This window comes from Salegentibacter mishustinae (assembly GCF_002900095.1).
GTDB classification, from domain to species: Bacteria; Bacteroidota; Bacteroidia; order Flavobacteriales; family Flavobacteriaceae; genus Salegentibacter; species Salegentibacter mishustinae.
This window is the reverse complement of sequence record NZ_LLKN01000001.1, coordinates 171,443-183,858: the sequence shown is the minus strand read 5'-3', so window position 1 is coordinate 183,858 and position 12,416 is coordinate 171,443. Positions and strand designations below refer to the sequence as shown.

At 37.1% G+C, this 12,416-nt stretch carries 13 protein-coding genes; 10 read left to right on the top strand and 3 right to left on the bottom strand.

From position 1 onward, the window contains the following. Positions 1-157 precede the first annotated feature (157 nt). Genes APB85_RS00940 through APB85_RS00920 form a run of 5 tightly spaced genes read left to right on the top strand, consistent with a single transcriptional unit; the run spans position 158 to position 5,377 of the window. Positions 158-1,087, top strand: coding sequence for an ABC transporter ATP-binding protein (locus APB85_RS00940; protein ID WP_057480284.1), 930 nt, complete (start codon positions 158-160; stop codon positions 1,085-1,087). After that, positions 1,080-2,372, top strand: coding sequence for an ABC transporter permease (locus APB85_RS00935; RefSeq protein ID WP_057480283.1), 1,293 nt, complete (start codon positions 1,080-1,082; stop codon positions 2,370-2,372). The genes APB85_RS00940 and APB85_RS00935 overlap by 8 nt, the downstream gene beginning before the upstream one ends. Before the next feature lie 3 nt (positions 2,373-2,375). Continuing rightward, positions 2,376-3,308 carry a mechanosensitive ion channel family protein gene (locus tag APB85_RS00930; RefSeq protein ID WP_057480282.1) on the top strand — a complete coding sequence of 311 codons (933 nt, stop codon included), beginning with the start codon at positions 2,376-2,378 and terminating at the stop codon, positions 3,306-3,308. Then, entirely contained in the window at positions 3,301-4,209 is a 909-nt protein-coding gene (locus APB85_RS00925) for a DUF6268 family outer membrane beta-barrel protein (protein ID WP_057480281.1), read from the top strand. The genes APB85_RS00930 and APB85_RS00925 overlap by 8 nt, the downstream gene beginning before the upstream one ends. Position 4,210: 1 nt before the next feature. Further along, positions 4,211-5,377, top strand: coding sequence for a sigma-54-dependent transcriptional regulator (locus tag APB85_RS00920; RefSeq protein WP_057480280.1), 1,167 nt, complete (start codon positions 4,211-4,213; stop codon positions 5,375-5,377). 9 nt (positions 5,378-5,386) lie between these two features. Here the strand turns inward: APB85_RS00920 and APB85_RS00915 are convergent, their stop codons facing one another. Further along, complete coding sequence (locus APB85_RS00915) at positions 5,387-5,911, bottom strand: hypothetical protein (RefSeq protein ID WP_373295150.1); 525 nt, start codon at positions 5,909-5,911, stop codon at positions 5,387-5,389. Positions 5,912-6,203: 292 nt separating this feature from the next. Between APB85_RS00915 and APB85_RS00910 the strand changes: the two genes are divergently transcribed. The 4 genes from APB85_RS00910 to APB85_RS00895 all read left to right on the top strand — a co-directional run bounded on the left by APB85_RS00910 (position 6,204) and on the right by APB85_RS00895 (position 9,948). Further along, positions 6,204-7,622 carry a M20/M25/M40 family metallo-hydrolase gene (locus tag APB85_RS00910; protein ID WP_057480278.1) on the top strand — a complete coding sequence of 473 codons (1,419 nt, stop codon included), beginning with the start codon at positions 6,204-6,206 and terminating at the stop codon, positions 7,620-7,622. A 153-nt stretch (positions 7,623-7,775) separates the two neighbouring features. After that, on the top strand, positions 7,776-9,146 hold the full coding sequence (locus APB85_RS00905) for an MATE family efflux transporter (RefSeq protein WP_057480277.1): 1,371 nt from the start codon (positions 7,776-7,778) through the stop codon (positions 9,144-9,146). Between the two features lie 2 nt (positions 9,147-9,148). Beyond that, the gene (locus APB85_RS00900; RefSeq protein ID WP_057480276.1) at positions 9,149-9,379 is read left to right on the top strand and encodes a hypothetical protein; all 231 of its coding nucleotides are present in this window, start codon (positions 9,149-9,151) and stop codon (positions 9,377-9,379) included. Next, positions 9,379-9,948: a phosphatase PAP2 family protein gene (locus APB85_RS00895; protein WP_057480275.1), complete on the top strand. Its 570-nt coding sequence runs from the start codon at positions 9,379-9,381 to the stop codon at positions 9,946-9,948. The genes APB85_RS00900 and APB85_RS00895 overlap by 1 nt, the downstream gene beginning before the upstream one ends. On the opposite strand, the gene meaB is transcribed toward APB85_RS00895, so the two are convergent. Continuing rightward, complete coding sequence (gene meaB / locus APB85_RS00890) at positions 9,945-11,033, bottom strand: methylmalonyl Co-A mutase-associated GTPase MeaB (RefSeq protein ID WP_057480274.1); 1,089 nt, start codon at positions 11,031-11,033, stop codon at positions 9,945-9,947. The genes APB85_RS00895 and meaB overlap by 4 nt on opposite strands. Before the next feature lie 96 nt (positions 11,034-11,129). On the opposite strand from meaB, the gene APB85_RS00885 reads away from it, so the two are divergent. Then, entirely contained in the window at positions 11,130-11,561 is a 432-nt protein-coding gene (locus tag APB85_RS00885) for an organic hydroperoxide resistance protein (protein WP_057480273.1), read from the top strand. Positions 11,562-11,714: 153 nt separating this feature from the next. On the opposite strand, the gene APB85_RS00880 is transcribed toward APB85_RS00885, so the two are convergent. Further along, the gene (locus APB85_RS00880; protein ID WP_057480272.1) at positions 11,715-12,278 is read right to left on the bottom strand and encodes a DUF2911 domain-containing protein; all 564 of its coding nucleotides are present in this window, start codon (positions 12,276-12,278) and stop codon (positions 11,715-11,717) included. Between the last annotated feature and the right edge of the window lie 138 nt (positions 12,279-12,416).

Below are 12,416 nucleotides of genomic sequence, written 5' to 3'. Positions count from 1 at the left end.
TTATATTTTCAATAATAATGCTTCGTGAATTTTCTGTGGTAGTTTACACACCAAGTTAATATTTACTATGCTCCAATCTTGGAGTGAGACTCAATTTTTGCAATATTAATACCTTGCATACTTAGCTGCAGGGAGTTTATTTATACCAACTTTTTATATGGAAAACCTCTTAGTAGCAGAAAATATTTATAAGCATTTTGGCAATTTTACTGCACTAAATAACGTCTCAATAGCTATTCCACGAGGTAGTATATTTGGTCTTTTAGGGCCAAACGGAGCCGGAAAAACCACACTTCTTAGAATAATTAACCAAATAACTATGCCAGATAAAGGGCAGGTTTATTTAGATGGCAAACCTTTACATCCTAAAGATATTGCGCATATTGGTTACCTGCCGGAAGAACGCGGATTATATAAATCTATGCGAGTGGGGGAGCAGGCACTTTATCTTGCCCGGTTAAAAGGACTTTCTAAAGCTGAAGCCAAAGAACGCCTGGAATACTGGTTTAAAAGACTGCAAATTGAAGGTTGGTGGGACAAAAAGATCCAGGAGCTTTCTAAAGGAATGGCGCAAAAAGTACAATTTATCATTACGGTACTGCACCGTCCTAAATTACTGATTTTTGATGAGCCATTCAGTGGGTTTGATCCTGTAAATGCCGGCTTAATAAAGAACGAGATTCTTCAGCTTAAAGAAGAAGGAGCCACGATACTTTTTTCTACTCACCGAATGGAAAGTGTAGAAGAATTATGTGATTATATGGCCTTAATTCACCAGTCTAACAAACTGCTGGACGGTAAGGTTTCAGAAATTAAAAGAGCCTATAAATCTAATACTTATGAGGTTGGCCTGGAATCAGAAAACAATACTTTACTTTTAAATGAATTAAAAGAGAAGTTCGTTATAGGCAATACTAACTTTAAAAGTATAAACGACGATCTTAAATTGACCATTCAATTAAATAACGGGGAAACACCCAACCAACTCTTAGATTATTTAATTGGGAAAGCCAGGATAAACCATTTTGTGGAAGTTATTCCTTCAGTAAACGATATTTTCATTAAAACTGTCACTCAAAATGCGTAATCTAAAACTTATAATTCAGCGGGAATATTTGGCACGGGTAAGGAATAAGACCTTCATTATCATGACTTTTTTGAGTCCGCTTATTTTGGTAGGAATGTTTGCTCTAATCGCTTATTTAAGTATGCTAAATAGCAGCGAGCAGCGCATTATAGGGTTGTATGATGAAACCAAAATGTTTGCTTCAGAATTTAAAGACCAGGAACAGGTTCAATATTTAGATCTTTCGGGAAAAACCTTTGAAGAGGCAAAAAAAATGGTAAATGAGCAGGAATATTATGGGCTCATTTATATTCCTGAAAATGTTAATAGAGATGTTGAAGGTGTCCAGTTTTTTGGAAAAGAATCACCCGGCTTGGGAACCATACAGGCCATAGAAAAAACCATTGCTGATAGACTTACCCGCGAAGAACTTATTGAACGGGGGATTGATGTTAACCAGTTAAATGAAGCTAAGACAGAGGTTAGAATTGAAATACAGAATTTCTCTGGAGAGCGTACCTCGAAAATGTCTAACTATATAAAAATGTTCTTTGGCGGTGCGGCTGGATATTTATTAATGATGTTTATTATCATTTACGGTAATATGGTAATGCGCAGTGTAATTGAAGAAAAAACCAATAGGATTATTGAGATTATAGTTTCTTCAGTAAAACCTATTCAGCTTATGATGGGGAAAGTTCTCGGAACTTCTTTGGCGGGAATTACACAATTTACCATTTGGGTTCTTCTGGCCGGCGTTTTGGCAATAACTTCATTTTACGTTTTAGGGATAGATATTTTTACGGTTCAGAAATCGCAATTAGAAACGGTTGAGCAAATTGCACAGCCAGAGATAGCTCAATTGGTTATGGATGTTATTAATTTACCAATTTTGAGCCTGGTTATATTTTTCCTCATCTATTTTATTGGAGGATACTTTTTATACAGTGCGATTTACGCTGCAATTGGTGCTGCCGTAGATAGCGAAACCGATACCCAGCAGTTTATGTTTCCGGTTATTTTGCCGTTAATGTTAGGAATTTATGTAGGCTTCTTTTCGGTAATTGAAAATCCGCACGGGAGCGTTTCTACTATTTTTTCTATGATACCGCTTACTTCACCTATTGTGATGTTAATGCGTATACCTTTTGGGGTGCCGTGGTGGGAATTAGTTATTTCGGTTGGGATTTTAATTATCACCAATTTTGGGGTAATCTGGTTGGCAGCCAAAATTTACAGAGTAGGAATCCTTATGTATGGGAAGAAAGCGAGTTATAAAGAATTATTTAAATGGCTTAAATATTAAGGAATGCAGAAGGAGGAAGGTTCAGAAACTACAGAAGCATTAAAAGATGTAGTAGAAGAGGATATTTGGGGAAGTATTGTAGATTTTTGGAATTTTGTTTTGTTTCCTATAGAAACAGAAGGGAATACCGTGCATATTACAATAGGTAATATTCTGCTTGTTATTTTTGCTTTTGTTCTTACCAGCATTGTACTTAGGTTAATAAGGTCTTTTATTACCAATAAACTGCAAGAAGGAGACAAACTTAAGTTTATAAGTATTTTTAAATTCATTAAATACTTTGTCTACTTAGTAGTGATACTCATTACTTTGAGTTCTGCCGGTATAAATATTACCATACTTTTAACAGCATCAGCTGCACTTTTTGTAGGTATAGGTTTAGCTTTACAGGAGTTTTTCCAGGATATTATTGGAGGAGTTTTTATCATTTTAGATAAATCTCTTTTAGTGGGAGACGTGATAGAGATGGAAGGAAGAGTGGGCCGAGTGTTTCAAATAAAGCTTAGAACCACCAGAGCCCTAACACGGGATGATAAGGTAATGATAATTCCTAATCATAAGTTTATGAGTGATGTGATTTTTAACTACACTCAAAATCACGAAACCACAAGAGAATTTGTTAGCGTTGGCGTTGCTTACGGAAGTGATACAAAAAAAGTTGAAGAAATTTTATTGAATTGTGCTATAGAAAATAAAGATGTGATGGAAAGCCCAAAGCCCTTTGTACTTTTTGAGGCATTCGGAGACTCATCGCTAAATTTCTCGCTGCATTTTTATGTTAGCGATAGTTTTGTTGATCCAAAAATTAAGAGTCAACTTAGGTTTAAAATAGACGAAGAATTTAGAAGGAATAGCATTACGATTCCTTTTCCACAGCGAGATGTGCATTTTTATCCTACAAAAAATTATACCCAAAATTTACCTAAAAATGAATAAGACCTTAAAATTTATAGCTTTCCTTTTGCTAGGAGTTGTAACTTTTCCGGCTATGGCTCAGTCTACAGATTTAGCCCGAATAGAATACACATATTTTCCGCAATCAGATTCCGATAATTCATTTAGAAGATTTAGAACTTTTGTGAATTTTCCTATAAAGCTTAGCGACAATGATGCTTATTTAATTCCGGGAATAGAATATAGAAATGTACATTTTAAGTATAAGAACGATGAAGCTTTTTCTACCAATAACCTGGATCGCTTCCAGTCTTTTACCGGGAAAATAGGCTATACTTTTAAAATGAACGAAGTATGGCGTTTTGGCGCTGAAACAGGAGTAAAAGTTGCCTCTAACTTTACCACTAATGAGTTAGTACGCGACGATTTTATTTACACCGGTTCGGTATATTTTATTAAGATAAAAGAAGATGAACGCTATGTAGAACCCTGGCGTTTAATTCTAGGTTTAAGTTATTCTACCACCACTGGATTCCCTTTTCCGTTACCGGTTATAAATTATTATAAGCGTTTTGATGAAAAATGGTCTTATGGTTTGGGAATACCAAAAACCAATTTAAAGTATTATTTTAATGACAAACACCAGGTGCAGGGTTTTGTGACTTTAGATGGTTTTTTTGCGAATATTCAGCAAAATTTTAATCCATACCCACAAACAAGGCCCGATGCAAACCGACTTGCCGAAAGTATGTCAATGACCATTGTTTTGAGCGGATTGGGATATCAATATAATTTCACCGACAATATTTCATTTTATGCATACGCCGGTTACACGGTGATGAACGATATTAGGTTAAGAGACAAGGATCGGGAAGATATTTACACAATAGACGATACCAATACATTCTATGCCCGTAGCGGCTTAAAATTTAGTATTTTATAATATGGCACGTATTTTATTAATTGAGGACGAAGCAGCAATTAGAAGGGTTTTAGTAAAAATCCTTACTGAAGAAAGTGAACACTACGAGGTTGAAGAAGCTGCAGATGGACTTGAAGGAATTGAAAAAATAAAGGATCATGATTTTGATCTGGTACTTTGTGATATCAAAATGCCCAAAATGGATGGCGTAGAAGTACTGGAGGCAATAATGAAAATTAAGCCCGAAATTCCTGTAGTAATGATCTCTGGTCACGGCGATCTTGAAACCGCAGTGAATACCATGAAACTTGGTGCCTTTGATTATATTTCTAAACCACCAGACCTTAATCGTTTACTAAATACGGTAAGAAATGCTCTAGACCGTAAAGAACTGGTAGTAGAGAATACCCGTTTAAAGAAAAAAGTAGGAAAGAATTTTCAAATGATCGGTGATTCTGAAGAAATTCAGCGTATTAAAGATGTTATAGAGAAAGTTGCTCCCACAGATGCTCGTGTACTAATTACCGGGCAAAACGGTACCGGAAAAGAGCTGGTAGCGCATTGGTTACATCAAAAAAGCGACAGGTCTAAAGGCCCGATGGTAGAGGTGAACTGCGCCGCTATCCCTTCCGAATTAATAGAGAGCGAACTTTTTGGACACGTAAAAGGTGCTTTTACTTCGGCTAATAAAGATCGTGCAGGTAAATTTGAAGTTGCCAACGGCGGGACAATCTTTCTGGACGAGATTGGAGATATGAGTCTTTCAGCCCAGGCTAAAGTATTGCGTGCACTTCAGGAAAACAAGATTTCACGGGTAGGTAGCGGTAAAGATATTAAGGTAGATGTGCGCGTGGTAGCAGCAACTAATAAAGACCTGAAAAAGGAAATTGAAGAAAAGAAATTCAGAGAAGACCTTTATCATAGGCTGGCGGTTATTCTAATTGAAGTACCATCGTTAAACGAACGCCGCGAAGATATACCTTTACTTATAGATTATTTTAGCGAGAAGATCTCTGCCGAACACGGTACGAGTAAAAAAGAGTTTACAGAAGAAGCTTTAAACACCCTTAAAAGCTACGATTGGCGCGGGAACATACGTGAGTTACGCAATGTAGTAGAACGGCTAATTATACTTGGAGGTGATAAGATCACCGAAGAAGATGTAAACCTCTTTGGGAGCAAGTTTTAAGAAGTATATTTAATCTTTTGCAGGCGGATTGTACCTTAAAAAGTACATAATATCCCCACTTGGGTGTTGCCATTCGTGAAACAATTCAAACCCAAAGCGCTGGTATACCAGTGCGTTTTTTCGCATTCTTGTTTCAGCATAAAGTGGCACCTGATATTCTTTTGCCTGCCTGTAAAATTCGTCTTTCATCTCTTTGCCTACCTGGGTGTCGGCTCCACGAGATTCGGCTAAAATTCCCCAGAACCAGCAATAAAGATATTCCCCATGCTGTGGGCGCTGCTTTTTAATATAGTTCTGGTTTTTAACAATGCGATATGCATTTTTTATCCCGGTAACATTTAAAACCAGGCCAATTTGAGAACGGATATCTTTTAGGAAATTATCATCTTTCTTGCTGGTTTTAAATAAAATAGCGATTCCCATTCGGTTTTCAGAAACGATAAGAGCATCTTTTTCAATGGCTTTTTCAACCATATGAGTAGCAAGATATTTAAAACGTTTGTGACGGTTTCCCCCTTTTTTAACGATATCCATAGAAGATGGAATTTCCTTTAAAAGGCTGGTAACTTTGGCGATGATCTCCTCTTTCTCTACTTTATTCAAACTGCTAGAATTTAGCGGCGAAGATATAAAATTTATCTTTTTTAAAGCTTATTAAAATGGGCTATAAATTGAATCTGGTTTCTTAGTTTTCAGGCATATTCTTTGTTTAGTTTCTGTAAATTGATTCTTCGAAGTTTCAAATAAAAATCGAACTATTGCGAATAGCTTCCAAAGGAATAATTATTTTCGTAAATATTAGTTATAAGTAAATTATACCCTTGAAATGAAAAAATATATTTTTACCGCCTTTTCAGTATTATTCAGTCTAAGCTTATTTGCCCAGGCTCCTGAAGTAAAGGAAGATTCCCTTAAGATTCGTGAAATTTATGATGCTGCTTTGGTTAAGGGACAGGCTTATAACTGGCTCGATCATCTTTCTAACAATATAGGCGGAAGATTATCTGGTTCTTTAAATGCGCAAAGAGCGGTAGAGTATACAAAAGCTGAGTTAGAAGAGCTTGGCCTGGATAAAGTTTGGCTACAACCGGTTATGGTACCTAAATGGACACGTGGTGCAAGAGAACACGCTTATATTCAAACCGGCCCGGGTATGACTACCGAAGTCAATATCACTGCTCTGGGAGGTTCTGTAGCTACTGATCCTGCCGGATTAAAAGCCCAGGTAATAGAAGTGCAGGGAATTGAAGATCTTGAAAATTATAAAGATGAAATAAATGGTAAAATAGTTTTTTATAATCGCCCTATGAAGCCTGAGCTGATTCAAACTTTTGAAGCTTATGGGGGCTGTGTAGATCAGCGTTATTCTGGGGCTGAAGCTGCTGCAAAGTATGGTGCTGCCGGAGTGATTGTTCGTTCTTTAAGTCATAAAATTGATAAGTACCCGCATACGGGTTCTATGAGTTATGGAGATTTGCCAGAGAACAAAAGGATTCCGGCTGCAGCAATAAGCACCAAAGACGCCGAGTATCTTTCTGGAATTTTAAAACTAAAAAAAGACCTTGAGTTTTATTACAAATTAAGTTCAGAAAATCACGGTGAGGTACAATCTTATAATGTGATTGGTGAAATCACCGGAAGCGAATTTCCTGAAGAAATTATGGTAGTTGGCGGTCACCTTGATTCCTGGGATCTTGGAGATGGTTCTCATGATGATGGAGCCGGCGTAGTACAATCTATGGAAGTTTTACGCTTATTCAAAGAAACCGGCTACCAACCTAAAAGAACTATAAGAGTTGTTCTTTTTATGAATGAAGAAAACGGCTTACGTGGCGGAAATAAATATGCCGATGTTGCACATAGTAAAAACGAAAATCACATTTTTGCTTTAGAAAGTGATGCCGGTGGATTTACACCACGAGGATTTTCATTTGATGCCGATGATGCACAGTTTGCTCAAATTGAGAGTTGGAAACCACTTTTTAAGCCTTATTTAATTCATTATTTTGAACAGGGTGGAAGCGGTGCAGATATTGGTCCTTTGAAAAAAGGAGACGTTGTGCTTGCAGGCTTAAGACCAGATTCCCAAAGATATTTTGATCATCACCACGCTGCTACAGATACTTTTGAACACGTAAACAAGCGTGAGTTAGAGCTGGGCGCTGCCACGATGACTTCACTAATCTATTTGGTTGATAAATACGGGATGAAGCATATTGATCTTGAAAAAGACCGGAAACTTTAGGTTTAAATTTAATTATTCTTTTTACACAACCTGGGAGCCAGTCAACGAAGCATTATTATTGTAAAATATAATTTGATTTCCAGGAAAGTCTCTGAGCATTTAACCGCGATTATCGAGTAAAATCATCCTATCTTTGCCGGCAAAATTTATGTTTTGCAACTAAGCGCCTACACTAAAGAATTCAACAAAAATTTACACATTGCTTTTCCCGTAATGCTCGGTCAGCTAGGCCATGTGTTGGTAGGATTGGTAGATAATTTAATGATAGGGCAACTTGGGCCTGCTCCGCTTGCGGCGGTTTCCCTGGGAAATTCTATGGTATTTATTGCGCTTTCGCTGGGAATTGGTTTTTCTTTTGCGATTACTCCCTTAATTGCTGAAGCTGATGGAGCCGGAGATATTCAAAAAGGGCGCAGTTACTTTCATCACGGGGCTATTTTATGTACTATTAATGGCATCTTATTATTTATTGCGCTATTAATTGCGAAACCTGTATTGTACTATTTAGATCAGCCGCCAGAGGTGGTAGAACTTGCTATTCCTTATCTCAATATTGTTGCCTTTTCAATGATTCCTTTAATGATATTTCAGGCATTTAAGCAATTTGCAGATGGACTTTCGCAAACTAAATATGCGATGTATGCTACTCTAATTGCAAATGTGGTAAACGTGGTATTTAATTATCTTCTTATCTACGGAATTTGGATCTTTCCAAGACTGGAGCTGGAAGGTGCAGCAATTGGGACTTTGATTTCTCGTTTCTTTATGCTCTGGTTTGTTTGGGAAATTTTGAGACGTAAAAAGAAATTTGCTGAATATTTTAAATGGGGAAAGAAGGAATCTTTAAATTCTGATGTGTTTAAACGCTTATTAAACCTTGGTTTTCCAACGGCATTACAAATGCTTTTTGAAGTCGGGATTTTTACCGCTACCGTGTTCCTTGCAGGGTTGCTGGGAACTAATCCGCAGGCGGCAAACCAAATTGCGTTAAACCTGGTTTCCATGACATTTATGATAGCCGTGGGACTTGGTGTAACGGCAACCATTAGAGTGGGGAATCAAAAGGGACTTGCCAATTTTAAAGATTTGCGTAGAATTGCTATGTCTACCTTTTTACTGGTCTTTTTAATTGAAGCGGTCTTTGCCCTTGGTTTTATTTTACTGAAAGATTGGCTTCCTACTTTTTATCTTGATAATGTTGAGGTTATTTTACTGGCCGCACAATTATTAGTGATAGCGGCTTTATTTCAACTAAGTGATGGATTACAGGTGGTTATTTTAGGAGCTTTAAGAGGACTCCAGGATGTAAGAATCCCAACAATTATTTGTTTTATCTCTTATTGGATTATTGGTTTTCCCGTGTCCTGGTATTTTGGAAAAGCAGAAAACCTTGGAAGCATGGGAATTTGGTTAGGACTGCTGGCCGGGCTCTCTGCTTCGGCATTAATGTTGTACATTCGATTTCACTATTTATCAAAAAAACTTATTTTGCAAGAGTCGAATCTTGCGCAATCAAAAATATAATTATGGATTTTCCTAAATTTTTACTCGGTGATAATACCGATTATCCTACTGCTATTTTCGTAGTACATACTGAATTTCCTCGTTTCATTATCAACCTTGAAAACGATGAGGTAGAATGGTTAGAGGAGTTTGACCAGCACGATGAAAAGGAATTGGAAAACGAAACCGAAAATCTTATCAAAGAAGCTTCAGAATTTTACGATAGGGAAATTGCCCGATACGAAGAAGATTAATGGATAGATTAATTGAATTAGATCACCAGTTATTTCTGTGGCTCAACAATCTGGGCAACGAATCATGGGATTGGCTGTGGTTGCTTATTACCGATAAATGGACAGCAATTCCATTATATGCTTTACTTCTGTTCCTTATTTTTAAAAAGTTTGGATGGAAACCCAGTTTGATAACGGTGGTTTTTATCACGTTATTAATTACGGCTACAGATCAATTAGGAAATGTATTTAAAGATGGTTTTGAGCGCCTAAGACCTTGCAGACAGGAAGGCGTGATGGAATATGCTCGCTTTGTAGCGGTTCGCTGTGGCTCTTACGGTTTCTTTTCTGCTCACGCGGCAAATTCTATGGGAGTAGCGGTATTTCTTGGCTTACTGTTTCGAAAAGTTATTCCAAAGATGATACTTTGGTTAGTAGGCTGGGCGCTACTGGTGGCATACAGCCGGGTTTACCTTGGTGTACATTATCCGGGAGATATTATTGTAGGAATGCTTATTGGAGCACTTTTAGGTTTTGTATTCTATAAAATGCACGACTGGGTACAGCTTCAAATATTTAAAAACTCTTAAGCTAGATTTTCAAACTTTTCAATTAAAAGATCTGCAGCGGCAAAGGCTGTGACTTTATTGTTTTCAATAGCTTTTAGTTGAATTTCAAGTTCGTTTTTCATTACAGGATTTTGATAAAAACGATTCTTTAGATGTTCGTTCATAGTTTGTAAAAGCCAGAATTTATTCTGCTCTTTTCTATTTTTCAGGAAAAAACCATTTTCTTTTCCCAGCTTTTCAAATTCTTTAATGAGTTCCCAAACACTGTCTATTCCGGTTTGCTCTAGCGCACTGCTAAGTGCTACTTTTGGTTTCCAGCCACTTTCTTTTGAAGCATAAAGTTGAAGGGCTCTATTAAACTCGAGTTTGGCTTCGCGGGCCGCTTTTATATTATCTCCATCAGCTTTGTTGATAACAATCGCATCGGCCATTTCTATAATTCCCCGTTTTATGCCTTGTAATTCATCTCCCGCACCGGCTAATTTTAGCAATAAAAAGAAATCGGTCATACTGTGAACCGTGGTTTCACTTTGGCCCACACCCACCGTTTCAATTAAGATTACATCAAATCCTGCAGCTTCACATAGAACAATACTTTCCCGGGTTTTTTTAGCTACGCCACCTAAAGAAGTTCCGGAAGCCGATGGCCTTATAAAGGCATTTTCTTCTGTGACCAGGTTCTCCATCCTGGTTTTATCACCTAAAATGCTGCCGTGAGAAACACTGCTGCTGGGATCTACGGCTAATACCGCTACTTTTTTACCCTGCTTAATTAAATAGGAGCCAAAGCTTTCTATAAAAGTGCTTTTGCCTACACCTGGTACACCGGTAATTCCAATCCTGATAGATTTTTGAGAATAAGGCAGGGCACCTTCCAAAAGTTGCTGCGCTTTTTCTCTGTGAGAAAATTGATTGCTTTCTACCAAAGTAATGGCACGCCCTAAAGCACTTTTATTTCCATCTAATAATTGCTGAAGAAGATTTTCTTCTGAAAATTTACTTTTTCGGGAAGCCCTTATCTTTTGAGCCGAATTGGGGTTTACATTTACTGATGCCGGCTTACTGTCCGATTCATGTAGTGCTGATTGATGTTTCTGCTTGCTCAAAACCTAGGTTATTTATGACAAATTTATGAATTCGATCTTTGTGAGCCTTGTTTTTGCTTGGTATATTCAAGCCTAATTAATATAACTTAAATAACGATGAAAAATTTGTATAAAACAACAGTAACCACCAAAGGAGCAAGAAAAGGCCACGCCAAAAGTGACGATGGAAAACTGGATGTAAAATTAAGTATGCCTAAGTCTATGGGTGGAGATGGTGGCGATTTCACTAATCCAGAACAATTGTTTGGTGCAGGTTATTCTGCCTGTTTTGGAGGAGCTCTACAACAAGTAGCTAAAAAACACGATATCGAATTAGGTGAAGATCTTAGTGTAAGTGCAGTGGTTAAATTAGGCTTGACCGAAGAAGAAAATCTACAACTCTCTGTGACTTTAGATTGTTTTTTGCCTGGTGTAGACGTTGAAACCGGTGAGAAGATTGTAAATGAAGCACACGAAGTTTGTCCTTATTCCAGAGCGACCAGAGATAATATAGATGTTACTCTTAATCTTTTGGTAGACGAAGATTAGGAATATTTTCATTTAAAATTTAAAGGCTGTTTGAAGTTTTATTTCTTCGTCAACCTGAACTGGTTTCAGGTTCTAATACGTTAAAATCAAATATTAGATTCTGAAATAAATTCAGAATGACGAGATCTTAATTAAAACTACAAACAGCCTTTTTTATGCTTTTTCGGGTTTTATAGGAACGCTGATTAAAGTATGATCCCAGCCTAGTTTCAGTAAAACAAATTCATTTTGTTTATCGAACCTAATTGTGAATTGCTCCTGGGTTTTTCTTAGCTCCTGGGTAGGAACTTCTAATACCAATGCATCAGATTTGGGATCACGATAAGCTTCTTCTTCCAGGTTGATTCCCCACGGGTACATTTTTTCATTAAAAATCACTTTCCATGAATTTTCCATGGGGATCGTCCATAAGGTATATTTTCCGGCCTTTAAAAGAGAGCCGTCTACCATAATATCTTTATTGGTTTCAAAAGTAGTAGCTTCATTCGCTCCCGTTCGCCAAACTTCATTATAGGGTACCAGGTTGCCGAAAATATCCCGGTCTTTTTTATAAGGTCGGTTGTAGAAAACCTCCATTTTTAAATCTTTCTCAGTATAAGATACTGTGTCTTCCGGGCTATGAGCTTTTGTGTTATAGCGCAAAATCAGTAAAATTACTGTAGTAAGCACTAGAATAATGCCACCCATTTTCAAGAAAGTCTTTACCGGTTTTTTCATTATTACTCCAATTTACAATATCTAATTCAAAAAGCGTGCAAACTTCATTTTCCAGGAATGAAAGCGAAAAAACGTATTTTCAACTAAAAATAAATAGAAGCTTGCAACATTAGAAAAATAGCTTCGTCTTTATAATGA